Source organism: Caballeronia ptereochthonis (assembly GCF_001545075.1).
GTDB classification, from domain to species: domain Bacteria; phylum Pseudomonadota; class Gammaproteobacteria; order Burkholderiales; family Burkholderiaceae; genus Caballeronia; species Caballeronia ptereochthonis.
On the sequence record NZ_FCOB02000059.1, the window covers coordinates 1 to 24134 of the forward strand.

At 65.0% G+C, this 24134-nt stretch carries 26 protein-coding genes; 14 read left to right on the forward strand and 12 right to left on the reverse strand.

All coding sequences use genetic code 11. The features are described from left to right. Together AWB83_RS34345 and AWB83_RS34350 are read left to right on the forward strand one after the other, a co-directional pair. Positions 1-375, forward strand: a 375-nt coding sequence (locus AWB83_RS34345) for an electron transfer flavoprotein subunit alpha/FixB family protein (protein ID WP_208636837.1), incomplete at its 5' end; no start/stop codon positions are given. 13 nt (positions 376-388) lie between these two features. Beyond that, complete coding sequence (locus tag AWB83_RS34350) at positions 389-643, forward strand: hypothetical protein (protein WP_087050054.1); 255 nt, start codon at positions 389-391, stop codon at positions 641-643. Between the two features lie 162 nt (positions 644-805). Here the strand turns inward: AWB83_RS34350 and AWB83_RS34355 are convergent, their stop codons facing one another. Next, positions 806-2110, reverse strand: a complete 1305-nt coding sequence (locus AWB83_RS34355; RefSeq protein ID WP_087050055.1) for an MFS transporter — start codon at positions 2108-2110, stop codon at positions 806-808. A gap of 45 nt (positions 2111-2155) precedes the next feature. Continuing rightward, the gene (locus AWB83_RS34360) at positions 2156-3073 is read right to left on the reverse strand and encodes an HpcH/HpaI aldolase/citrate lyase family protein (RefSeq protein ID WP_244197990.1); all 918 of its coding nucleotides are present in this window, start codon (positions 3071-3073) and stop codon (positions 2156-2158) included. 146 nt (positions 3074-3219) lie between these two features. On the opposite strand from AWB83_RS34360, the gene AWB83_RS34365 reads away from it, so the two are divergent. Beyond that, the gene (locus tag AWB83_RS34365) at positions 3220-4185 is read left to right on the forward strand and encodes a LysR family transcriptional regulator (RefSeq protein ID WP_087050056.1); all 966 of its coding nucleotides are present in this window, start codon (positions 3220-3222) and stop codon (positions 4183-4185) included. On the opposite strand, the gene AWB83_RS34370 is transcribed toward AWB83_RS34365, so the two are convergent. The 5 genes from AWB83_RS34370 to AWB83_RS34390 all read right to left on the reverse strand — a co-directional run bounded on the left by AWB83_RS34370 (position 4179) and on the right by AWB83_RS34390 (position 9011). Next, a complete protein-coding gene (locus AWB83_RS34370; RefSeq protein WP_087050071.1) occupies positions 4179-5105 on the reverse strand; it encodes a 2-hydroxyacid dehydrogenase in 927 nt (308 codons plus the stop codon). The two genes, AWB83_RS34365 and AWB83_RS34370, sit on opposite strands and share 7 nt — an antisense overlap. Before the next feature lie 5 nt (positions 5106-5110). Next, positions 5111-5914, reverse strand: coding sequence for a class II aldolase/adducin family protein (locus AWB83_RS34375; RefSeq protein WP_087050057.1), 804 nt, complete (start codon positions 5912-5914; stop codon positions 5111-5113). Positions 5915-6024: 110 nt separating this feature from the next. Continuing rightward, complete coding sequence (locus AWB83_RS34380; protein WP_087050058.1) at positions 6025-6639, reverse strand: RraA family protein; 615 nt, start codon at positions 6637-6639, stop codon at positions 6025-6027. After that, entirely contained in the window at positions 6636-7979 is a 1344-nt protein-coding gene (locus AWB83_RS34385; RefSeq protein WP_208636838.1) for an MFS transporter, read from the reverse strand. The genes AWB83_RS34380 and AWB83_RS34385 overlap by 4 nt, the downstream gene beginning before the upstream one ends. Positions 7980-8123: 144 nt before the next feature. Next, positions 8124-9011, reverse strand: a complete 888-nt coding sequence (locus AWB83_RS34390) for a LysR substrate-binding domain-containing protein (protein ID WP_087050059.1) — start codon at positions 9009-9011, stop codon at positions 8124-8126. Between the two features lie 127 nt (positions 9012-9138). On the opposite strand from AWB83_RS34390, the gene argH reads away from it, so the two are divergent. From argH to AWB83_RS34425, 7 genes are read left to right on the forward strand one after another with little or no spacing between them, the layout of a single operon-like run. After that, on the forward strand, positions 9139-10572 hold the full coding sequence (argH, locus tag AWB83_RS34395; RefSeq protein WP_208636839.1) for an argininosuccinate lyase: 1434 nt from the start codon (positions 9139-9141) through the stop codon (positions 10570-10572). Then, positions 10566-11435 carry an amino acid ABC transporter permease gene (locus tag AWB83_RS34400; protein ID WP_087050060.1) on the forward strand — a complete coding sequence of 290 codons (870 nt, stop codon included), beginning with the start codon at positions 10566-10568 and terminating at the stop codon, positions 11433-11435. Before argH ends, AWB83_RS34400 begins: the two co-directional genes overlap by 7 nt. A 10-nt stretch (positions 11436-11445) precedes the next feature. After that, the gene (locus AWB83_RS34405; protein ID WP_087050061.1) at positions 11446-12210 is read left to right on the forward strand and encodes an amino acid ABC transporter ATP-binding protein; all 765 of its coding nucleotides are present in this window, start codon (positions 11446-11448) and stop codon (positions 12208-12210) included. Between the two features lie 41 nt (positions 12211-12251). After that, entirely contained in the window at positions 12252-13088 is an 837-nt protein-coding gene (locus AWB83_RS34410; RefSeq protein WP_087050062.1) for an ABC transporter substrate-binding protein, read from the forward strand. Next, positions 13075-13923: a polysaccharide deacetylase family protein gene (locus tag AWB83_RS34415; RefSeq protein ID WP_087050063.1), complete on the forward strand. Its 849-nt coding sequence runs from the start codon at positions 13075-13077 to the stop codon at positions 13921-13923. Before AWB83_RS34410 ends, AWB83_RS34415 begins: the two co-directional genes overlap by 14 nt. Continuing rightward, positions 13920-14801: a polysaccharide deacetylase family protein gene (locus AWB83_RS34420; RefSeq protein ID WP_087050064.1), complete on the forward strand. Its 882-nt coding sequence runs from the start codon at positions 13920-13922 to the stop codon at positions 14799-14801. Before AWB83_RS34415 ends, AWB83_RS34420 begins: the two co-directional genes overlap by 4 nt. Continuing rightward, complete coding sequence (locus AWB83_RS34425) at positions 14798-16174, forward strand: MmgE/PrpD family protein (protein WP_244197991.1); 1377 nt, start codon at positions 14798-14800, stop codon at positions 16172-16174. The genes AWB83_RS34420 and AWB83_RS34425 overlap by 4 nt, the downstream gene beginning before the upstream one ends. Here AWB83_RS34425 and AWB83_RS34430 read toward each other — a convergent pair. The 4 genes from AWB83_RS34430 to AWB83_RS34445 form a co-directional block, all read right to left on the reverse strand. Continuing rightward, positions 16167-16664 (reverse strand): SRPBCC domain-containing protein, encoded by a 498-nt coding sequence (locus AWB83_RS34430; RefSeq protein ID WP_087050065.1) that lies wholly within the window; start codon positions 16662-16664, stop codon positions 16167-16169. The two genes, AWB83_RS34425 and AWB83_RS34430, sit on opposite strands and share 8 nt — an antisense overlap. Next, entirely contained in the window at positions 16661-16990 is a 330-nt protein-coding gene (locus tag AWB83_RS34435) for an ArsR/SmtB family transcription factor (RefSeq protein WP_087050066.1), read from the reverse strand. Before AWB83_RS34435 ends, AWB83_RS34430 begins: the two co-directional genes overlap by 4 nt. Next, positions 16987-17457 (reverse strand): VOC family protein, encoded by a 471-nt coding sequence (locus tag AWB83_RS34440; RefSeq protein WP_087050075.1) that lies wholly within the window; start codon positions 17455-17457, stop codon positions 16987-16989. Before AWB83_RS34440 ends, AWB83_RS34435 begins: the two co-directional genes overlap by 4 nt. Positions 17458-17649: 192 nt before the next feature. Further along, a complete protein-coding gene (locus tag AWB83_RS34445; protein WP_087050067.1) occupies positions 17650-18693 on the reverse strand; it encodes a helix-turn-helix domain-containing protein in 1044 nt (347 codons plus the stop codon). Positions 18694-19079: 386 nt separating this feature from the next. Between AWB83_RS34445 and AWB83_RS36330 the strand changes: the two genes are divergently transcribed. Then, positions 19080-19628: a hypothetical protein gene (locus tag AWB83_RS36330; protein ID WP_143750151.1), complete on the forward strand. Its 549-nt coding sequence runs from the start codon at positions 19080-19082 to the stop codon at positions 19626-19628. A gap of 37 nt (positions 19629-19665) precedes the next feature. Here the strand turns inward: AWB83_RS36330 and AWB83_RS34455 are convergent, their stop codons facing one another. Then, positions 19666-21582, reverse strand: coding sequence for an AAA family ATPase (locus AWB83_RS34455; protein ID WP_087050076.1), 1917 nt, complete (start codon positions 21580-21582; stop codon positions 19666-19668). 513 nt (positions 21583-22095) lie between these two features. On the opposite strand from AWB83_RS34455, the gene AWB83_RS34460 reads away from it, so the two are divergent. The 3 genes from AWB83_RS34460 to AWB83_RS34470 all read left to right on the forward strand — a co-directional run bounded on the left by AWB83_RS34460 (position 22096) and on the right by AWB83_RS34470 (position 23400). Continuing rightward, complete coding sequence (locus tag AWB83_RS34460; protein ID WP_086961576.1) at positions 22096-22257, forward strand: DUF1328 family protein; 162 nt, start codon at positions 22096-22098, stop codon at positions 22255-22257. Between the two features lie 162 nt (positions 22258-22419). Next, positions 22420-22665 carry a PepSY domain-containing protein gene (locus AWB83_RS34465; RefSeq protein ID WP_279629110.1) on the forward strand — a complete coding sequence of 82 codons (246 nt, stop codon included), beginning with the start codon at positions 22420-22422 and terminating at the stop codon, positions 22663-22665. A 459-nt stretch (positions 22666-23124) separates the two neighbouring features. Then, positions 23125-23400, forward strand: a complete 276-nt coding sequence (locus tag AWB83_RS34470) for an HU family DNA-binding protein (RefSeq protein WP_087050070.1) — start codon at positions 23125-23127, stop codon at positions 23398-23400. Positions 23401-24134 lie beyond the last annotated feature (734 nt).

Here is a 24134-nt window from a genome sequence, read left to right on the forward strand (position 1 = left end):
CGTCCGGAGTTGACGAGCGCGAACATCATCGTGTCGGGCGGGCGTGGTCTGGGCAGCGGCGAGAACTACACGAAGACGCTGGAGCCGCTGGCCGACAAGCTGGGCGCGGCGCTGGGCGCATCGCGCGCGGCGGTCGACGCGGGCTACGTACCGAACGATTATCAAGTGGGCCAGACCGGCAAGATCGTCGCGCCGCAGTTGTACGTGGCGGTCGGCATCTCCGGTGCGATCCAGCACCTGGCCGGCATGAAAGACTCGAAGGTGATCGTCGCGATCAACAAGGACCCAGAAGCGCCGATCTTCAGCGTCGCCGATTACGGTCTCGTCGGCGATCTGTTCGCGGTCGTGCCTGAACTAGTCGGCGAACTGGCCTGAGGCCCGCGGAACCATGCTGGCGATTACTCGCGAGAACGTTCGGAGCGAAGCTGCGAAGCTCGCCGACAAGGAGGATGCCACGCTCTGGCGCTGGTTCTCCGAACTGTACGAGGAGGGAAGAATCCGCTGGTGCCGATCCGCGCACGGCTGGCTCGTCAGCGTGGATCATCGGCATCTCGCGACGGAGCCGGATTTCGATGCCGCAATCCGCGTGTCGCGCGAGCGCTATTACAGCGGCCGACTCAAGCGGGCGGAGCTGCGTCGCTGAAGCGCGTTCATCGGCGCTATCCGCGAAACGAACGCGGATAGTTGTCGATGCTCCGGAGCGGACTCGCTGGGTCAGTGCCTGCAACTAACCGTCTTCCGTCAAACCATCCACCAAAATGTCCAGGCGCCCGCGCAAGCACAGGCGCTATCCCGCACTGAGCCGTTAGATCCTCAGCGCCACGACCTCGCCCAGCTTCCCGCGATACCGCCCCAGCCCGACGATCCCGATCAGCGAGACGCACGACAGCAGCGTGAAGAACGCCGCCAGCGGCAACCACTGCCCGTGATAGTTCTGCGCGAGCACGGTGCCGATCATCGGCGTGGTGCCGCCCGCGATCATCGCGCACAGCTGATAGGCAATCGAGATACCCGAATAGCGCACGCGCGCCGGAAACGCGGGGGTCATGAAGCCCGAGATCACGGCATACACGGCCGACAGCGACACCACGGCGAGCGAGATCCCGACGACGATGGCGACAGGCTGCTGCGTATTGACGAGCAGGAACATCGGATAAGGCACCACCATGCACAGCGAGGCCGCCCAGATCAGAAAGCGCGTCTCGCCGAAGCGCTGCGCGAGCAGGGCCGACACCGGCTGCGACAGCAACTGGATCACCGTGACGACGAACAGGCAGTCGAGAATGAACGGCTTGGGCATGCCGAGATAGGTCGTCACATACGAGATCATGAACGTATTGGTGAAGAAGAATCCCGCCGAGCCGATGGTCGTGGCGGCCGCGGCCATCACGATCGGATACCACGACGTGCGCAGCACCTCTGCGACGGGAAACTTCGCAACCGCGCCGTGTTCGCGCACACGCTTGAACTCGGGCGATTCGTCGACCCCGACACGCACCACGACTCCGATCAGCAAGAGCACGAAGCTCGCAAGGAACGGCAGGCGCCAGCCCCACGCGACGAAGCTGTCGTGGTCGAGCGAGGTCACGAGGCGAAACGCGATCAGCGAGAGGAGCAGTCCGGCGGGGCTGCCCATCTGCGGAAACGAGGCGAAGAAGGTCCTGCGTCCGGCGGGCGCGTGCTCGCTCGCCATCAGCACCGCGCCGCCCCATTCGCCGCCCACGGCGATGCCTTGCAGCACGCGCAGGAGAACGAGCAGCACCGGTGCCCAGATGCCGATCTGCGCATAGCCGGGCAGGAGGCCGATGCCCGTGGTGGCCACGCCCATCAGGAACATCGTGAGGATGAGCATCTTCTTTCGGCCGATGCGGTCGCCGAGGTGCCCGAACACGGCGCCGCTCAGCGGCCGCGCCACGAAGCCGACGAAGAACGTGCCGAACGAAGCCATCGTCGAGACGAAGTGATTCGAGCTGGGGAAGAACACGTCGCCGAGAATCAGCGCGGCGGCCGTGGCGTACGTGTAGTAATCGTAGAACTCGACGGCGGTGCCGATGAACGCGGCCAGCGCCGCGCGCACCGGCTGGGAAGCATGAGCTGAAGTTGTCGACATGAGAGGTCCGGTCAGGCGTTGCGTTCGATTGTGAGGTTTGACGTTTTACTGATTGCGCTCGTCTTGCAGCCGCTGACCAAGTGCATGGCGCTCCAAAATACGCCGCGCGTTATTGGCTTCGGGCGCATCGATCCAGTTCTCGTCGAAGCGCGACGATGCAGCGGCGCTTTGTGCGCGAAACGCATCGAGCAGCGCTTGCGCGGCCTGCGCATCGCAAGCGGAGGGCGTGAACGCGCGATGAATCGCATCGACCTGTTCGACGAACACTGCGCACTTCGAGCGAAAGCCCAGTTGCTGCGCGATTGCCAGATCGTGATCGAGCGTCGCGGGCGATCGATACGTGCAAGGCAGATCGATCGGACGGCAGCCCGCGCCGAGCGTCTCGATCAGAAAGCGGCTGCGCGCGTAACGCAACTCGTCGCCTTGCGGCGTGCGGCGCGCACCGAGGCTCGCCGCAAGGTCTTCCGACGCCAGCATGCAGTAACGGATGCGCGGGCTCGCCGCCAGCAGCGAGGCGAGCCGCGCCAGTCCGCGCGCGGATTCGATGGTCGGCACGATGGCCGTCGTTCCCGGCGCGATGCCGAAGCGCGCTTCGCATTCACCGAGCGCCATATCGAGCGCGATCAGCTGCTCCGGCGTCTCCGCGTGCGGCAGGAACACCGCGTCCGGACGGCCCCGCATGATGCCTTCGAGATCGGCGGCACCGTCCTCTTCCATGCGGTTGATGCGCACCGCGCCGAACGCGCCGCACGCGCGCGCATTCGCGAGTAACGCGACGATCCGCTCGCGCGCCGATGGGCGATCGTGCGGCGCGGTCATTTCTTCGAGGTCCGCGACGATGACGTCGCACGACGAGTCGAGCGCCGCCGCATGCGCCTCGGAACGTGCGCCCGGCACGAACAACCATGTGCGCTGCAAGGCCGCCAATGTGCGCGTGCGATGGGTCGTCATTGTCTGCATCATTCGTTTTCCTGAGCGTGTCTGCTGTCGTTGCCGGCGAGGCGAGCCTCGCGCGATCCCGTCTTTATCGCGAGATCAAAATAATTCGTCCAATTTTCAATGCTTATTCTGAGTATGATTTCGGCTAATCCTTCCGATTCGAGATCCGCATGAGCAAAGACCGGCCCGACACTTATCTGAACGACCGCCTCGACTGGAACCTGCTGCGGACCTTTCTCGCCATCGCGCGCGAGAAGAGCGTGAGCCGCGCGGCGACGCGCCTGCATCTCACGCAGCCCGCGGTCAGCCAGGCGCTGCGCCGTCTGGAGGAGCAACTGGGCTTGAGGCTCGTCGACCGGCACGGCCCGCGCATCGAAGTGACGCAGGCGGGCATCGAGGTGCAGCAGATCGCGGAGGAGATCTACGGCACGATCTCGCGCCTCTCGCTCGCCGACGTCGACCGCGATCACGACATCTCCGGCACGGTGCGCATCGCGATCGTGAGCGGCATCGACTTTCCGGCTTACGACGAGTTTCTCGCGCAGTTTCATCGCACCTATCCGCGCATCGACTTCGAAAGCCAGGTGATGCGCAGCGCCGATGTCGTCAACAACCTCCAGCAGAAAGCCTCCACGCTCGGCCTGTCTCCGCGGCGCGCGTTGCCGCGGCGCGTCGAAGCGCGCGTGTTCCTGCGCCAGCGTTACGCGCTCTTCTGCGGGCGGCATCATCCGCTTTTCGGGCGCGACGAGGTGCGTCTTTCCGATCTCGCGAGCCAGCAGTTCGTCTCCTTCTCCGGCGACAAGGTGGGCGATCACATGTCGCCGCTCACGATCTTTCGCGACGAGAAGGGCTTCACGGGGCGGGTGATCGCATCGTCGTCGAGCATGTCGGAGGTCAAGCGCTTCATCTTCGCGGGGCTCGGCATCGGCTGCCTGCCCGCGCATGTGATGCGCGACGACATCGAACAGGGACGCTTCAGGCGATTGCCGCCCGAGGAAGGCGTAGCCGACCTCGACGTCTACTTTCTCTGGTCGCAGGACCGCAAGTTCAGCGCCGCGGAGACAGCCTTCATCGATGCGCTGCACGCCTTCATCGATCAGCACGAAGGCCGTGAAGCGGCGACCGGGAATCAGTAGCCGCGCCGCACATCCACCACGTTGTGCAGCGGCTCTCCGCGCAGGAGGCGCTGCACGTTCTGCGCGACCTGCAGCCCGATCGTCTCCGAACTCGCGACCGAAGCCATGTGCGGCGTGACGATCAGATTCGGCACGTTCCAGAGCGCGTCATCCACGGGCAGCGGCTCGACGGGAAACACATCGGCGATCGCGCCGCCCAGTCGTCCGCTCGCAAGGGCATCGGTGAGATCGGCCGTGACGAGATGCTCGCCGCGCCCGACGTGAATCAGCTTCGCGCCCGGCTTGAGCAGCGCGAAGGTGCGCGCGTTCAGGATGCCGCGCGTTTCGCCGGTGAGCGGCAGCAGGCACACGAGCACGTCGGTGCCTTCGAGAAACGCTTGCAGCGCGCCGGCGCCTTCGAACAGCTCGATACCCGGCAGCGGACGCGGCCTGCGCGCCCAGCCGCGCACGGTGAAGCCGAGACGTTGCAGATCGTTCGCGACGCGTGACCCGATCTCGCCGAGGCCCATCACGCCGACGGTGCACATCGCCGGATGCGCCTGATCGAAACGTTCCCAATGGCCGCGCGCCTGATTGACGAGCACCCGGTCGAGCCGCCGATGAAAATGCAGCACGCCCCATGTGACGAACTCGCTCATGCCGCGCGCATGCTGCGGATCGACGACGCGACACAGGGGCAGCGCGGGCAGGGCCGGATCGGAGAGGATGTTGTCGACGCCCGCCGCGATGCTGTGAATCAGCCGCAGATTCGGCATGCGCGCCATGGCGCCGCGTGGCGGGTCCCAGCACGCGGCGACTTCCGCGTGGGCTGCGCGCGGATCGTCGTGCATGACGACATCGAATTCGGGGGCGGCGCGCCTGATCGACGCCACCAGATGAGACATGTCGTAACTCTGGCTCAGAAGGGCGATGGTGGTCATGCGCATCACGTGCGGTAGTCGGAATCCGGATCGTCGATGAGGCGCAAGGCCGCGTGCCACGCCGTTTCGGTGATCTCCGCGGAATCGTCGCGCAGGAACTGCCGCGCCGTGCGCTCGCGGACTTCGGCGGGTGGAATGATCAACTCCGCGCCGCCGGACGTCGCCTGAACCTGCGCCTGACAGGCGCGCTCCAGAAAATAGATTTCATGAAAGGCTTCGGCCGCGCTCGCGCCGCCCGCGATCAGACCGTGATTGCGCAGGATCATCGCCTTGTGCGGACCGAAGTCGCGCACCAGCCGCTCGCGCTCGGAGAGATCGAGCGCGATGCCCTCGTAGTCGTGATAACCGAGCTTGCCGTAGAACTTCAACGCGTGCTGGCTGATCGGCAGAAGGCCCCTTGCCTGTGCCGATACCGCGATGCCCGCGGCCGTATGGGTATGAACGACGAAGCGCAGATCGTGGCGCGCCATGTGAATCGCCGAGTGAATCGTGAAGCCCGCCGCGTTCACGCGAAAGCGCGCGGGGTCGGCTTTCGCGCGCTCGTCGATCACGTTGCCGGCGTGATCGATCTTCACGAGGTCCGACGCGCGCATCTCGTCGAACAGGAGGCCATAGCGGTTGATCAGGAATGCGGGTGCTTCGCCGGGCTTCGTCGGCAGACGCGCGGAGATGTGCGTGTCGATCATGTCCGTCATGCGGAAGTGCGCGACGAGCCGGTACAGCGCGGCGAGATCGGTGCGCACCGCCCATTCATCGGGCGGGAAGAGCGACTCGCCGCTCGTGACGATTTGAAGCTCGGATGAACCCATCTGACTGTCTCCCGGGATTTGCGAAGGTGGCGCGCCAGTGTTCGACGAAACAGCGGGCACGGTCAATTTCATTGTTTTGATGCTGAGCATTAGCGGCGCGAATGCTTGCCTTACCGGACGACGCCGAGCACGCTTTCGACCGGCTCGTTCGCCCGCAGACGCGCGAGTATCGCGGGCTCGGCGCGGTCCGATGCAAGCGCCGTTTCGATCACCTCGTGAAGCGTCGAGGCATGCGCGAAGAGCAGGCCGTTGTCGTCGCCGAGCGCGATCATGCCGGGCTCGACCCGCACGCCGCCGCAGCGCACGGGCACGTCATGACGGCTCGTGTCCAACCCGTGCCGCTTGGTGGTGAGCACGCTCGTGCCGCGCGCGAACACCGGCAGGCCGATGCCGCGCAGCTCCGGCACATCGGTCGCGACGCCGTCGATCACCACGCCCGCCGCGCCTGCCTGACCCGCCGCCGTCGCGGTGACGGCGCCCACCGGCGCGTGCGCATGATCGCCCTGCATGTCGATCACGAGCACGTCGCCCGGCACGATGCGCGCAAGGGCGCGGTTCACCGCGATCGCGTCGGCGTCCGCGAGCTGCAGCGTGATGACGCGGCCGATCATCCGCACGTTCGCGAGGAGCGAATGCATGCCGTGATCGGCGAATCCGTCATCGAGGAAATGGCCGAGCGTCGGAAAGCTCACCCGCGCCAGTTGTTCGAGCAGCGTCGCATTCATGCGCGGTCACCCTTGCTCGCGGCGAAATCGGTGCGCAGCGTTTCGGTCAGCATCACGAGCGCGATGGCTGATATGACGGCCGAGCCGATCATGTACCACGCGATCGACGAGCCGTGGCCCGTGGCGGACAGCAGCGCCGTCGTGACGATCGGCGTGGCCGCGCTGCCGAGCAGACCGGAGAGCATGTAGCTCACCGAGAGGCCGGAGTAGCGCACTTCGGTGCCGAAGAGCTCGGCGAGGAACGTGGCGATCGGCCCGTAGTTGGCGGCGAAGGCGCTCATCATCAGCACGTAGCCGAGCAGGGCGAAGGAAAAGTCGCGCGTATCGAGCAGCCAGAAGAGCGGGAACGCGAAGAGCGCTTCCGCGACGATGCCGCCGATGATCACCGGCTTGCGCCCGATCACATCCGACAAGCGGCCGAAGAGCGGCAGCATGACGATGCACAGCGCGCAGGAGATCAACGCGATGGAAAGCATCGCGTTGCGCGAAAAGCCGAGCGTCTGCGTGCCATAGGTGAGGCCGAAGGCGACGATCAGGTTGAACGACGTGCCGGTGGACATCGTCGCGATGCCGCCGAGCAGCACCTGCTTGCCGTAGCGCGAGAGCACGGCGGCGAGCGGCAGCTTCACTTGCGCTGCGGCGGCCTTGACCTTCTCGAACGTCGGCGTCTCGGACATGTTCAGGCGGATGTAAAGTCCGACGCCGACGAGCAGCGCGCTCGCGAGAAACGGCACGCGCCAGCCCCACGAAAGCAGCGCAGCGGGCGAGAGCAGGGAACTCGTCACGAGAAACGCGAGATTGGCGATGAGCGTGCCGGCCGGCACGCCGATCTGCACCCATGAGCCGTACAGTCCGCGCTTGTTCGCCGGCGCGTGCTCGACGGCCATCAGCACCGCGCCGCCCCATTCGCCGCCGAGCGCGAGACCCTGCACGATGCGCAGCGCGAGCAGCAGAATGGGCGCCCAGATGCCGATCACGCCGTAGTCGGGCAACAGGCCGATCGCGAAGGTCGCGACGCCCATCAGCAGAAGCGAGACGAGCAGCATCGACTTGCGTCCGAGCCGGTCGCCGAAATGGCCGAAGAGCGCGGCGCCCGCGATGCGCGCGAGATACGCGGAAGCGAACGTGCCGAACGCGAGCAGCGTGCCGATCAGCGGCACGAAGCCGGGAAAGAAGACCTTGTTGAAGACCAGCGCGGACGCGGTGGCGAACACGAACAGGTCGTACCACTCGACGGTCGTGCCGATCACGCTGGCGACCGCGATCTTCTTCATGTCGTTGGGCGCCGCATGCTGGACGGCTGAGGCGGGCGAGGAGGCGGCGGGACGGACCGAAGCCATGGGCATCTCCGAACGTTGACGGTGAGGGAGCCGCGTCGACTGCGCGGGCATGCCGCCTTTATCGGGAGCCAAAATTGATAAGTAAAAGTCTCTTTTCTGATCCTTTGTATTAATGGCGTTGATGCTCGGGCATCGCAACGAAGGCTAGGCCGACTCGCGCACCTGCTGTTCGAGCCAGAAGACGAAAGCGGAGGCGAGCGGCGAGTCGGCCAGTTCCGGCGGCCGCACGATATGGTAGGGATGCCGCGACGGCACCGTCGCCTTGAACGGCCGCACGAGCGTGCCTTCGACGAGATCGTCGCGCACGGAGATGCTGTCGCCGAGCGCCACGCCCTGACCATGCAGCGCGGCTTCGATCGCGATGTGCGCGTTGCCGATTTCCAGAATGCGCATGCGTTCGGGATGCTCCACTTTCGCCTCCATCAGCCAGCGCATCCACGATCCCGCGTGCTCGCAGAAGAGCGCGTAGTGGCGCAGGTCGTCGGGCGAGCGGATCGCCTTCGGGCCGTTCATGAGCGCCGGATTCACCACCGGATAGAGCGCCGGATGTTCGAGCAGCGTGACGGAGCGGTCCTTCCAGTGCGCTTCGCCGTAGCGCACGCAAACGTCGACACCCGGCGAATAGACTTCCTTGTCGTCGTTCGACGGGATCACTTTCAGCTTGATCGCCGGATAGCGATGCAGAAAATCGCCGATATGCCGCGCGAGCCAGCGCGACGTGAACGACAAGGGCGCCGACACGACGAGGTCGCCCGCGACGACCGTTTCGCCCACTTTCGCCACGGCTGTCGCGATCATCTCGAACGCGCCGCGCACCGAAGGCAGCAGTGCTTCGCCGGCCGGCGTGAGCTTCAGGCGCGCCCGCGAGCGCACGAACAGATCGACGCCGAGCGAGTCCTCCAGCACGCGCACCTGATGACTGACCGCGCTCGCGGTGACGTTGAGTTCTTCGGCGGCTTTCGCGACCGTGGCATGGCGCGCCGTCGCCTCGAAGGCGCGCAGCGGATTGAGGGGCGGCAGTCGGCTACGCATGGTCGTTCGATGGGTTCACGAGCGAGATGCTGAGAAAAATTTCATTAAAGCAGGTTCAAAATCTCGCTACAAACAAAAAAATTGTAGGCCTATGCTCGTCATGAACTCAACGTGACGAGGAAGAGACATGAAGGTGGCGGAAGGTACCGAACGGCTGTGGGGCGGACGTTTCAGATCGGCTCCGGCGGCGGAACTCAAGGCGCTGTCGCGCTCCGAGGAAAGTTTTTTCAGGCTCGCGCCTTATGACCTGGCCGGCTCGAAGGCCCATGCGCGCGAGCTGCGGCGCGCGGGCGTGCTGAACGGCGGTGAGCTGGAGCGCCTGCTGGACGAAATGGAGCGCGTGCGCGCGGAATTCGTCGAAGGCCGGCTCGCGCCGTCGCCGCATGACGAGGACGTGCACACGTTTCTCGAACGCGTGCTGACGGAACGCCTTGGCGCGACGGGCGCCAAGCTGCGCGCGGGACGCTCGCGCAACGATCAGGCCGCCAACGATCTGCGGCTGTTTCTGCGCGACAAGGCGCGCAAGCTGGCGCGCGACGTGATCGCGCTGCAGGACGCGCTCGTGGCGCAGGCGCAGACGCATCTGCGCAGCTACAGCACGGGTTTTACGCACTTGCAGCCGGCGCAGCCGGTGGTGTTCGCGCATCAGCTGCTCGCGCATGCGCAGGCGTTCTATCGCGATGTCGATCGGCTGATCGACTGGGATCGCCGCAGCGCGCGCTCGCCGCTCGGCGCGGCCGCACTCGCGGGCTCGGCTATCTGCGTGAATCCGGCGCTCTCGGCCGAGGAACTGGGCTACGACGCGCCGTGCGAGAACTCGATCGACGCCGTCGCGGCGCGCGATCACGTCGCCGAATTCCTGTTCGTCATGAGCATGCTGGCCGTCGATCTGTCGCGGCTGTCGGAGGAAGTGATTCTCTGGACCTCCCGCCAGTTCCGCTGGGTCGAGCTCGACGACGGCTACGCGACCGGCAGCTCGATCATGCCGCAGAAGAAGAATCCCGACATCGCCGAACTCACGCGCGGCAAGGCGGGGCGGCTGATCGGCAATCTGGGCGGGCTGCTTGCCACGCTCAAGTCGCTGCCGCTCGCGTACAACCGTGATCTTTCGGAGGACAAGAACGCCGCGTTCGACGGCATCGACACGCTCGCGCTCACGCTGCCTGCGATGGCCGGCATGATCCGCACGATGCGCGTCGACGTGGACGAATTGCGCAGGCAGGCGCCGCTCGGCTTCACGCTCGCGACCGAAGTGGCCGACTGGCTCGCGCTGCGGGGCGTGCCCTTCAGCGAGGCGCACGAGATCACCGGCGCGCTCGTGCGCGCGTGCGAGGAGCGTGGCATCGAGCTGTCGGATGTGACCGCCGAGATGCTCGTCGCGATCGATCCGCGCCTTCACGCCGACGTGCTTCAGCACCTCACGCTGGAAGCCGCCGTCGATGCGCGCAGCGGCTTCGGCGGCACGGCGCCCGCGCGCGTCGTCGAGCAGATCGACCGTTTGAAGCTGGCGCTCGCGCGGCAGAGCGCGTGGGCGAACGAATACGGAGGTCCGACATGTTGAGCGCAGCCGAGCAGGCGCAGCATTCGATGACGACGGGGCAGACCACGCTCGAGCGCGTGCGCCGCAAGTACTGGGGGCGCTATGTCGCGTCGGCGGCGATCATTGTCGTGATCGGCTATATCGTCGCGGCGTTCGCGCGCGGGCAGATCGAGTGGCAGACCGTCGGGCGCTTTCTCACGGCGCGCACGATTCTCACGGGCCTCGGCAACACCATCGTCATGACGATACTCGCGATGGCGCTCGGCATCGCGCTCGGCGTCATCACGGCGGTGATGCGGCTCTCCAGCAATCCCGTGCTGAGCACGATATCGCAAGGCTACGTGTGGCTCTTTCGCGGCACGCCGGTCATCCTGCAACTGCTGCTCTGGTTCAACCTCGCGCTCGTGTTTCCGGTGATCGGCATACCGGGCGTGTTCACGCTGCGCACCGTCGACGTGATGACGCCGTTTCTCGCCGCGATTCTCGGGCTCGGCATCAATCAGGGCGCTTATACGTCGGAGGTGGTGCGCGCGGGGCTGCTCTCGGTCGATACGGGGCAGTACGAGGCGGCCAAGTCGATCGGCATGCCGCGTCTGCAGGCCCTGCGCCGCATCATCCTGCCGCAGGCGATGCGCGTGATCGTGCCGCCCATCGGCAACGAGCTCGTCGGCATGGTCAAGCTCACGTCGCTTGCGAGCGTGATCCAGTACGCGGAGATGCTGCACAACGCGCAGAACATCTATTACGCGAACGGCCGGGTGATCGAACTGCTGATCGTCGCGGCGATCTGGTATCTCGTCGTGGTCACGGTGCTGTCGTTCCTGCAGACGCGCGTCGAGCGCCGCTATGCGCGCGGGGCGGGCAGGGCGTCGAGCCGTCAATGAGGAGACACGGATGAATCCAATCGTACGCGCCGTGGACGTGCGCAAGTCGTTCGGCGAGTTTCAGGCATTGAAGGGCATCACGCTCGATGTCGCCGAGGGCGAGGTGCTGTGCATCATCGGACCTTCGGGATCGGGCAAGAGCACCTTCCTGCGCTGCATCAATCAGCTCGAAACCATCAGCGACGGTTGGCTCTCGGTGAAGGGCGAGCTGCTCGGCTACCGGCAGGCGGGCAACAAGCTCCACGAGCTCTCGGAGAGGCAGATCGCGCGGCAGCGTCTCGCCACCGCGATGGTCTTTCAGCGCTTCAATCTCTTCCCGCACATGACGGCGCTGGAGAACGTGATCGAAGGACCCGTGCACGTGTTGAAGCGTCCGCGCGCGCAGGCCGAGGAGGAAGCACGCGTGCTGCTCGAGCGCGTGGGGCTTGGTCACAAGTGCAACGCGTTTCCCGTCGAGTTGTCGGGCGGGCAGCAGCAGCGCGTCGCGATCGCGCGCGCGCTCGCGATGCATCCGCAACTGCTGCTCTTTGACGAACCCACGTCCGCGCTCGATCCCGAACTCGTCGGCGAAGTGCTCGCCGTGATGCGCGGCCTCGCCGAGAGCGGCATGACGATGATCATCGTCACGCACGAACTGGGTTTCGCGCGCGAGGTGGCGAACCGCGTGGTGTTCATGGATCAGGGGCAGATCGTCGAGGCGGGACCGCCCGGGCAGGTGCTGTCCGAACCGCGGCAAGCCCGCACGCGTGATTTCATCTCCGCCGTGCTGGCCTGAAGTTCAATCAAACAATCATCGAATCAGGAGCGAGTCATCTCATGAAAGCCACTCTTCGCTTGCGTAGCCTCTGTGCACTGACGTTCGCCGCGGTGCTGCTGCATGTCGATGCCGCCGGCGCGCAGGCGCCCGCGCTCGGCAAGAAGGAAATCGTCGCGGCCGTGGTGCCGAACTATCCGCCCTTCGAGTTCAAGGACCCGGAAACCGACAAGCTGACGGGCTTCGACATCGATCTCGGCGAAGCGCTCGCCGCAAAGATGGGCGTGAAGATGGTGTGGCAGGAGACGAGCTTCGACCAGATGCTGAGCGCGCTCGCGACGAAGCGCGTCGACATCATTCTCTCGGGCATGACGGACATTCCCGAGCGGCGCGCGTCGGTCAATTTTCTCGACTACCTCAAAAGCGGGCCGCAGTTCTATGCGCTGAAGACGCGCGCGGGCGATTTCCCCAACATGGATGCGCTGTGCGGCAAGAACATCGGTTCGAGCCGCCGCACGTCGTTTCCGACCAACATCAAGGCGTGGAGCGACGAGCATTGCGTGAAGGCGGGCAAGAAGCCGATCGCGGTGGTCGGCACCGATGGCTCGTCGGATGCGCGCATGCAGCTGCGTCAGGGACGGCTCGACGCGGCCGTGCAGGGCGGCGAGACCATGCCCTATCAGAACAAGATCGATCAGAACGCGTATGTGACGATCGGTGCGCCGTTCATGTCGCAGTACATGGGCGTCGGCATGGCGAAGGACAACACGGCGGTCAACGACGCCGTGACGAAGGCTTTCGATCAGTTGATCGCCGATGGCACGTATCAAAAGATTCTCGCCAAGTGGGGATTGCATGAACAGGCCGTGCAGAAGGCGCTGATCAATGCCAGCAACTGAGACGACGCGCCCGCGCTGGCCGCAGGGACGACGTTCGTGCGTCGCGCTCGCGTTCGATCTCGACGGCCCCACCGGCGGCGCGATGCTCGACGGATCGATCTGGCGCAACCCCGCGTACTTCACGCTGGGCGCTTACGGGCCGTGGCGCGCGCTCGGCAGGATTCTCGATGTGCTCGGCGAACGCGGGGTGCGCGCGACCTTCTTCGTGCCCGCGTGGGTGATAGAAAACTGGCCGTCGCAATGCCGCGAGATCGTGCGCCGCGGACACGAGGTCGCGTGTCACGGCTATCGGCACGAGGCGTTCTGGACGCTCACGGCGGATCGCCAGCGCGAAGTGATGGCAATTTCGACGCAACTGTTCGAGCGTCATCTCGGCGTGCGGCCGGTGGGCTTTCGCACACCATCGGGCGACTGGACCGCTGAAACCGCCGGCATTCTCGCGGAGTTCGGCGTGCGCTATTCGAGCTCGATGCGCGGCGACGATCGTCCCTACGTGCTCGATGCGAAGAGCGGCCTGATCGAAATTCCGGCGCGCTGGGAACTGGACGATTACGCGTCGCTTGCTTATCACCGCAGGCCGGATTTTCCGGCAGGGCTCGACCGTATCGCGAGCTACGAGACCACGCTCGACAACTGGCGCCGCGAGTTCGACGGCTCGCACGAAGAGGGACTCTGCATGACCACGCTGTTTCATCCGAAGGTGTTGGGCAAACCGGGGCGCATCGCGCTCATCGAGGGCTTCGTCGATCATATGCTCGCGGCCGGCGACGTCTGGTTCGCGACGGGAAGCGAAGTCGCCGGGTGGTGGATCGAAAGCGGGCAGGCAAACGCATGACGCAAAATCCGAAATGGCCTGGCGGCGCTCGCTCGGCCGTGATCCTCACGGTCGATTTCAACGACGATCTCGGCATTCGCACGCAGGCGCCCGATATCGCGGGCCGCGAGAAATCGCTGTCCGTGTGGCGTTACGGCGCGAAGCGCGGCGTGGATCGCCTGCTCGCGACGCTCGCGGAATTCGAGGTCCCTTCGAGCTGGTTCGTGCCGGGACAGGTCGTTCGAGCGCATCGCGATCTCGTCTTGCGCATCGACGCGGCCGGTCATGAAATCGGCGTCAGCGGCGATGCCTGCGAAGACTTCGACGCGCTCGATCCCGCACAGCAAAAGCATGCGTTCGATCAGGGCCATGCCGCGCTCGCCGAAGCGTTGGGCCGCGCGTTCGAGGGTTTTCGCCCGTTTGCCGGAAACTGGGCGCCGGGCTTCGGCCGGCATCTGCACGCGCGAGGCATCGCATGGACCTCGGCATGGCACGGCGACGATCTGCCTTACTACCATCGCGACGCCCCGCTCATCGAACTGCCGCTGCACCCGGAGCTCGAAGACGAGCCTTACTTCGCGTTCAATCTCGCGCCACCTGTGCCCATCGGCCAGTCGCGCATCGCGTCGTATCGCGAAGTGCTCGGCAACTGGACGCGCGATTTCGAGGCGTTTCATCGCTTCGGACTGTGCTTCGTCATGCGGCTGCATCCGGAGATCATCGGAACGGCGGGGCGAATCGGCGTGCTGCGCGCGTTGCTCGCGACGATGCGCGAGCGCGGCGATGTCTGGTTCGCGACCGGCGCGCAGGCCGCGGCGTGGTGGCGCGAGCGGCGTGCCGCCAATGAGCCCGGACATCCGGTCGAGATCTTCGAGCATCACAGGAGCGCGGTCCGATGAACATGAGAGAGCGCTTTTTATCCGAACGACTCGCGGGCTTCGTCGCCGATACGTCGTTCGACGATTTGCCGCATGAAGTCGTCGCGAAAGCGAAGCGGCACCTGCTCGATACGCTCGGCGCGGCGCTTGCGGGCGCGCGCACGGAGTCGGCGCGACACGCACGATCCGTGATGGACTCGACCGGAGACGCCATCGTATGGGGCACGTCGCGACGCGCGGGCGCGCGCGATGCCGCCTTCATCAACGGCGTCGCGGCCCATGCGCTCGAACTCGACGACTCCGGCGGCTGCGATCACTCGGGCGCGGTCGTCGTGCCCGCGGCGTTCGCGGCGCTCGGCCGCGTCGAGCGGCCCGCCTCGGGCGCGGAACTGCTGCATGCGATCGTGCTCGGTTACGACATCGCGCGGCGCGTGCTCGAAGCGTGCGGCGGCTACTCGGCGCACAACGGACGCGGCTGGCATTCGACGATGACCTGCGGCGTATTCGGCGCGGCAGCCGCGAGCGCGCGCGTACTCGGTCTCGATGCGCGCGGCATCGGCGCGGCGCTCGGCCATGCGGCGAGCTTCGCGGGCGGACTGTGGGGTTTCATCCATGACGGATCGCAGACCAAGCGCCTGCATTCCGGACGCGCGGCGGAGGGCGGCCTGACGGCTGCGCTCCTCGCGGCAGGCGGCATGAGCGGCGCTACCCGCATTTTCGAAGACGTGTGGGGCGGATTCCTGCGCACGTTCGCGCCCGAATCGGCATGCGCCGAGGCGCTCGTCGCGGAGCTCGGCACGAACTGGAAGATCATGCGCTGCTCGATCAAGCCGCATGCGTGCTGCCGCAGCATTCATTCGGCCCTCGACGCGCTCATCGAACTCGCGGGCGATGGCCCGGTCGTCGATGTACGCGTGAGGCTCAGCGCGTTCGTCCATGCGATGTGCGGCGACCGCAAGCCGGTGAACCTGGCGTCGGCGCAGATGAGCATGCCCTATGCGCTCGCTGCCGCGCTCGTGTTCGGGGACGCGGGCATCGATGCGTTCGTCGAAGGCGCGCGCGGGGATGAACGCGTCGTATCGATGATGGAGCGGATCGTGCTCGAACCCGATGCGACGCTTGGCGATCTCGACGAGCCCGAAGTCACCGTCACGTATGCCGATGGCTCGGTGCGATCATTGCGCACGACGATCGCGCTGGGCGACCCGCGCCGTCCGCTCGACGACGCGCGCCTGCTGGCGAAGTATCGTGGCCTTGCGAGCGGCGTGACCGGAAGCGACGCCGCCGACGCGCTGGCGCAAGCCGTGTTGAACATGGACGAATGCCCGGACGTGCGCGAGCTCGAACGCTTGCTCGTGGGTTGCGCAGGTTCGGGCATGCACGAAATCAGCTAGCCGGACGGCGCTCCTGCCTGTTGTCGCTCAGCGCGTTCTCGAGCGACGCCAGCAGTGCCCGCCAGTGATCCACTTGCCGTCGCTGGAACAACAGGAGCTCGAAGCCATGCCGGGCGACATGACGTTGCGGGATGGTGTCCCATCCGCGATGTTCCACGGTCACGCGCGTCTCGTCGCCGATCGCTTCGAAACGCACGTCGAGATGCGTCGACTGTTCCGGCGTGAACGTCGCTTGTCGCCATGTCAAAGCGAGTCGCTCACCCGGCTTCCACACGGTGATGCGGCCAACCTCGAACTCCGAGCCGTCCGGCAGGGTCGTGACCAGCCTGCCGCCTTCGCCCGGTTCGAAACGCAAACGGCCGTCGCCTTTCGGAGTCAGCATGAACAACGGGTCGTGCACCCACCATTGGCCGATGTCGTCGGTGAACGCTTTGAACGCTCGCATGGGCGACGCGCCGACGCGCAGCGAAACCATGACCGAGGCCGTCATCGATCCTCCTTTTCCACATGAGCCTTGAACGCGGACAACTGCGCCGTCCACATCGTTTCGGTGCGGGCGACCCATTGCTTCAGGTCGGCCATGGCGCCATCCTTCAGCGCATAGATGCGCACGCGCGCGTCGAACTCCGGATGACGCTCCTCGACGAGTCCCGACGCTTTCAGGAGCCGCAGGTGACGGCTGAGCGCCGGCGCGGGCAGATCGAGCGCGCTCGCCAGTTCGCCCGCGCGGCGCGGACGCTCGCCCAGCAGCTCCACCGCGCGTCGGCGATGCGGGTCGGCCAGCGCCGCGAGGATCCTGTCGACCGAGGCGCTCAATCGAGGCGCGTCCGGGTGGTCAGTCCGCTTGCGTTGTCCCACTGCTCGGGCGTCATTCTTTGCACGGTGACGCCGAAGGTCCAGATATGGCCCTCGGGGTCTTTCGCGCGATAGGTCCGGTCGCCGTAAAACTGGGTTTGCGGCTCCATCAGGATCGACGCGCCGGCCGCGCGCGCATGAGCGCAATGCGCATCGATGTCCTCGCCCTCGGCGAGCTGGACATGAACGGACTGCGTGTTCTTGCCGCCGACGAAACGCGGGCTCTTGTGGTCCTCGCTCCATTCGCTGCCGATCATGACCACGGAAGCGCCGTAGGTCATTTCGGAATGGGCGAGATTGCCGTCGGCATCGAGGATGACGAATAGCGGCTCGAAACCGAATGCGTCTTCGAGCCAGCGAAACGCGGCCTTCGGATCCTGGTAGGAAAGCGCGCTGGAAAGCCCTTTGCTGCGATAAACATCAGTCATTTCGATTCTCCCGGTTTCCTTTACTGGAAAACACTTGTCGAGTATCGAAATATTTAACAGAAAACGCAAGTAAATTTCCGCGTGCGTACGGTGTTCGACATACGCCGGAAACGAGCCGAAGCGCGCTTCGGGCACGACGCGACCCGGACGCCGCACGATGTGCCGCACCTTCCGCCCGGCACGGTTTCGACATCAGCCGCGAATGCCGCGCACTTTCGCGTGATACTGCGCCGCGATCGCGCCGACGTTGCTGCAATCGTCGACATAGGCTGTTTTGGCCGGGCGAAAGCTTCCTTCCTCGCGCGCTTCGCCCGGCGCGCAGTCGAAACGCTCCTTGAACGCCCGGTTGAACGTCTTTTCACTCCCGAAGCCCATCGCATAGGCAATCTCGGCGATGCGTTCCCGGCCGTGGCGCGGCGAGACCAGCCGCCGCATCGCCTCGTCCAGCCGGCGGTCGCGGATATGGCGGGCGACGCCGCCCGTCTCGTCGAACAATTCGTACAGCGCCGTGCGCGAGATGCCCAGCGCGCGGCGCAGGGATTCGGCATCCAGATCCGGATCGAGCAGGTTCTGCTCGATGTGGGACAGCGCGCGTGCGCGCAGCATCGGCGCGAGACGCGGATCGTCCTTCTTCGTATCGAACCTGGTCTTCGGGACGAGGCACGCGCCGAGCAGGTCCAGCGTCGCCCCGGCCGCGAGGGCCGCCTGCTCGTCGCTCATGTCCGTCGCCAGCCTGGCGAGAGAGCAGATATGCGAGGCAACCATTCCACCGATGGGATCGCTCGCGTCCCAGCACGCGCCGTGCAGCCGCGCGCCGACCGGCATGCGCCTGTCGAGTGCCGCGCGCGGAATGCTGAGCGTGATCATCGGCGCGTCGCGGGCGATGCCCACGTTCTCGACCGCCATGTCCCGGATCACCACGCTGTTGACCGGAACGCGCTGCGCGCCTTCCGCGGACTCGGAGGTCAGCGATCCGCCCAGCAGGCAATGAAGCAGATAGTGGTCGACGCCGCTCGTCGCGATGCGCCGCCGCGTCCGTCTGAACTGGACTTCGTCGCCCGCGCCGTGAAGCGTCATCAACATCGCGCCGCCCATGTCCCAGGTCCGGATCGTCGCTCGAAACGCCGCGCCTGCCAGGCGATGGATTTCGTACATCGGCCTGAGACTCTCGCGCCAGATTTCCTCGGCGGCGTCGGCATCGATGAAGGCACTGTCGAAGTAGAGCGGTTTCGGCATGGGATAGTCGCGTGCGGCCCGGTCTGCCGGGTTCGGCCTGGTTGCCGTGTTAACGGCGGTTTTAAGCTGAAGCTTAAGCGCCGTGTCGCGCGTGGTCCGGCTCGGACGATTCGAGAAGTTTTTCCGGACGCGTTGTCCGGCGCCGCGCCTGCCGCCGGGCGATCATGCGTCTGCGGCGCGGCAGGGCTGCGGCCGGATCCCACGATGATTTCGCTCACTCGCCGCCGCGCGCCGCGCCGGGCGAAGAGGCAATGAGCGGACGCCACGAGGGAAGAAGATGAAGAAGGCATTGGTCGCAGTGTCGGCGCTGGTTGCGGCGGCAGCGGCGGCTCGCTTGCCTGCCTGGATGATCGCCAAACGCGCCGGGCTCGGTCTATGTGCGTGCCTTGTCAGCCGTTGACCGCCAACGCGTACTACAAGGTCACGGTGACCGGTTCGCTGGCGAACACCTCGATCACGACGCCGACGATGTGCTCCGTGAGCTGCTCGTTCGCGACAGGTTCGGCGATCGCCGCGACGAGCAAGGCACCCGGGCGCTCGCGCCTTCCCCCGGTTTTCAACTGAGCGGACGTCGATACCACTGGAAACAAGATCTTATGTGTTTTCGTTCACTGATCCGGGCGACGATCCGGCGGCGAAGAAGCGCCGATCCTATCGACGTGAACCTCGTCCCGCCGGTCATCGGGCCTTCGTCGATCGAATACAGGGAATCTCATCGCGGCTTTCTCTTGCGAGTGAGCGCCAACAGCGCGGGATTGTTTTCGCTTTTCATCGAAGACCCGCACGGATTGGAGCCTTGCCCGCTTCAGAGTCTGCCGGACGCGGACCATCCCTTTCCGCCCGATGGCTTCAGGGATCTGGTGGAAGCGATCGCCGCGGTGCCGGCGGCGAAAGTCGCCATCGACGCTTGCTTGAACGGCAAGCGGGCTTCGTAGCGCCGATGCGGGTACTACGTCACGCGAGACGGATCGCTCAGGCGGCCAATGCTTCAGCGTCCGCTTCCGCGTCCGCGACGGCCGCAGCGTGCTCCCTGATCAGACGATAAACGGTCTCGCCCGGCACCGTCTCCGATTCCAGCAACTGTCCGGCGATTGCACGCAACACCGGCTCGTTCGCCTGCAACAGCGCCAGACACGCGTCGCTCAGATCGTGCAGAAGCGCGTTGGCATGCTCGATCGAATTCTTCAGTTGCAGGCCCGCGTACTGCTGCGGCAAGGCCGCGAGGCTGAACAAATTGCCGTCCGCGTTGAAGCCGTGTTTCGACACCATGTCGAGACTGATGCGCGACGCTTCCTGAAGATCATGCGCCGCGCCGCTGGAGGCTTCGTCGAACATCAGCAGTTCCGCATTGCGCCCGCCGAGCAGCACCTGGATCTCGTTGCGCATTTCCGTCTCGCGATAGAGATGCTTGTCCTGCATCTTCGTGATCAACGCGACGCCGAGCGCGCCGCCGCGTGGAAGAATCGTGACTTCCTCCAGCACGCCGGTGTCGAGCAGAGCGGCGACGAGCCCGTGACCCGCTTCATGCACCGCGATGCGCGTGCGCTCGTCGTCCGACAGCGCGCGCTCGGCGCCGTTGATGTCGCCGATGCGGGCGATCTTGATCGCTTCGAGAAAATGCGTGGCCCCGACTTCGCGCGCGCCGGCCTTGCGCGCGACGAGCCCCGCCTGATTGGCGATCATGGACAGCGTAGCCGGCGAAAGGCCGGTCGTCAGACGCGCGAGCTGGTTGAAATCGATGTCGTCGGCTTTCGTTTTCAGATTGGCGGCATAGAAGCGCAGAATTTCCGCGCGGTCTTCGAGGCCCGGCAGACGTACCTGCACCGTCCGGTCGAAACGGCCGGGGCGTCGCAGCGCGTCGTCGAGATTGTCCGGATGATTGGTCGCGGCGACGATGATGACGCCTTCGTTCGATTCGAAGCCGTCCATTTCCGCGAGCAGCTGATTGATGATGCGGTTGCTCTCCGCTTCCACTGGGCCGCCGCCGCTGTCGGTCCGCTTGCCGAGCCCGTCCGCTTCGTCGATGAAGATCACGGTCGGCGCGTTCTTGCGGGCGAGCTCGAACAGATGCTTGACCTTCTGGATGCCGACGCCATAGTACTTCGCGCTGAAGTAGCTGCCGGTGATCGCGATGAAGTTCGCGCCGCATTCACCCGCCAGCGCCTGCGCGAGCCGCGTCTTGCCGACGCCCGGCCCGCCCGTCATCAGGATGCCGCATGGCGCGCGCACGCCCATGCCGGTAAATTGTGCCGGTTCAGTCAGCCATGCACGCACATCGGCGAGTGCCGCTTTCGCTTCGCCTGCGCCGATGACGTCGTCGAAACGCAGCGCCGGCGACTCGCCGAGCAGCCGGGCTCCGCCCCTCATCTCACGGCGCATGAACCAGAAGATGCCGCCGATCATCAATACCGGCAGCAGCAGGCTCAGGACATCGCGCGTGCGGTCGAACATCTCGGTCCAGCGCGCCATCCCGGTCCGCACGTCGGCGTCCGGCAGCCAGACCAGTTGATAGGAGGCGGCGCTGCCCGGCTTGAGATCGCCCAGCAGCAGTGCATTCGAGAACGCGCCGTCATGATCGGCCACGTAGTACCTTTCGCCCTTCAGCGTCGAGACCAGAATCGCATCGCGGCTCACGCCGATCGCGGCGACGTTCTGCGCCCGAATATCGCGCAGCATCTCCGAAGCATCCTTTTCCTGATGCGTCCACGCCGATGCGTCATGCCGCATCTGATGGGCGACGCCAGTCAGCGCCGCAGGCTCGGGTCGCGCGAAACGCAGCTCGTGGCGCCAGTGAAGAAAGCCCACGGTTGCCACGAGCGCGGCGGCGATCACACCGCACGCGATGTAGCGGCCAAAGCGCGACCGCAGCGAATTCCTTGCCGGTTTCATCAATTCATTCCTAATGGGGCCGTAACGGCGCCGCATTCAAATCTATTGTCGGAACAATGGACATACGAACGTGTCGCGTTCGTGCTTTCGGTGGTGGGATGCCCGCCGCATGCGGCTCGATGGTCGAGCGGGCGAGGCGATCGACCTTGAACCGCGGATCGTCAACCAGGCGAGCATGGCCCTTTTTCAGGGATAGCACCGCTGGAAGGGTGCCCGTATTGCAAGACCAGTCAATAACGCGGAACGACGAGCGAACGAGAGTCAGCCCGTGCCGTGTCTATTTCACGTCCTTTTTGATTAACGGCAGACGGCGCGCGTTTTTTAACGGCCGTTCACAGGCGGGTGATTCGCGCTCGCAATGCGATACGGGTTCGATGGTGTACGCAGGGCGAGGGGCAAGGATATCACGGCAAAACTGTCCGCTCCATCCGGTAAGGAATACTGCTTGCTTCCGCGTGGGCACGGTCCGTGCGCATGCTTTGCGCGGACATTCGATCCCAAGGAGATAACGTCATGCTCTATTACGCGCTGGTCTTCTTCATCGTCGCGATCATCGCCGCGGCGCTCGGTTTCGGCGGCATTGCGGCTGGCGCCGCCAGTATCGCGAAGATTTTGTTCTTCATCTTCCTCGTCATTTTCCTCGTTACGCTGGTCATGGGCCTCATGCGACGGTGACGGACTCGATGCCCGGCGTCGTGCCCGGGTGTATCGACACGACGCCGTTTTCGGGCGAACCAGCCGCCCATCCAGCCGATGCGATGCTCGACCGCCTCATCAAGTGTGCGCGGCGCGTACATTGCTGCGAGGTCGGACTGAAACGCACTGAACGCAAAAGGACTGCCTGCAGCCACGGCGCTCGTTGCCCTGATTGGTGCCTCCGCGGCGCTTGCCGACACGCCCGGTTCAGACTGGATGCCCAAAGAGCAGGCCATACGGAAACTCTCTGACCAAGGTTACGCGAATGCCTATCTGAAGGCCGATGACGGTCATTGGGAAGGCGAGGCGACCAAGGGCGGCAGGATCTACGAACTGCACGTCGATCCTCACAACGGGGCGATCACGAAAAACGAGCCGAACCATTGACGCTTTCGAAGACCCTCATCGAATGCGCAGCGGCGGCGCGCGCAAGGCAACCGGCGTGTCGACCATACGCGAGGAAGCGGGCCGATGCTTGTGATGCCGAGCTTCGTCACGAAGCCGTTCTTACCCGTGATGCGATGACATTCGACCGTTTCCGGCGTCTCTTGCGCGAACCCGACTTGCGACCTTGGTCCCATCGTCGATATCCACGCTCCCGGATCGGGCATCGGATCTCGAGTGCCGGCGGGACCGATCGCTTGGGCTTGTCGATGCTCTTCACGATGATTGCCGCGCTGCCCTTCGGCATTCACGAAGCCCGTCCCGCGTTCGGCGATTTCAGACTGCTGCCAGCGGCAGCGGCTCTCCGGTTGCCGCGCGGAGGCTTCTGCTTGCGCACTCACGCGTGGATGCGGTAGCGTGACACCTCGGTCCGCATTTCGCGGACGCTTTCAGGAACCCATCGTGAATAAACAAGAACTGATCGACGCTGTTGCAGCAGCTACAGGTGAAAGCAAGACCAGCACGGGGGCAACAATCGACGCCATCCTGGAAACGATTGCGCAGGCGGTGACACGGCAGGATGCGGTCCAGCTGATCGGCTTCGGCTCCTTTTCGACGGGAGCGAGATCAGAGCGAACTGGCCGGAATCCGGCGACAGGCGAGGCCATCACCATTCCGGCGGCAAAGACGGTCAAGTTCGCGGCCGGCAAGGCGTTCAAGGATATTGTTAATTCGTGACAGCCGGCGGAAGGAGACAAGAGACGACGGTTGAAAGGTCAAGACGCCTGACTGCACGATCAGGCTCGACACACCGTTGGTTTCCAATGACAACAACCGCTGCAAGTCTGCCATGACTTGTCCGCAACCTGCGCAGACAAGCATGGACGAACCGCAGCGAATGACGCGCCTGCCGCGCTCCGTTAGCCGGCCGACGCTTCTCGATTCGCGATCCATGTTTATCGACAGGCAGTCGGGCGTGCGTCTGCTGCCATCAAATCGTCGACGCGGCTATCTTTGACGCGCCGCACGCCGCAGGTCTTCGCACTTCCTCGCTTTGGCTTTGGCAACCCGACTTTCAACCCATATACTGGAACGTGCGATCCACGGATCCAGCGCGAAGCCACTGCTTCGCCGACTCCACTGCCAAAGACAAAGGCCGCATCCAGGCCGCGCCAGTCCACACTCTCGGCCTATCCGATACTAAGCATCGGAGAACCAAAATTTATCGTCATGCCCTAACGCTGTCGTAGGATCTGCCTGCTAAGTTTCTATTTTCGGGTCGGCCACGCGCGAATGGGGCACGACTTGCTTTGGCGACGAAATCCAGCACCGTTCCAGGTCTTTTGCGGTCCGCCCTTGCGTGAATGTCGTCCTGGCTCCTCGGTTGAGCGAGTTGCCTGACGCAATCGAATAAATTTCAGATGCCCAACAACACACAAGAACCACAAGCCGTCTGTGATCCGATATCCCGA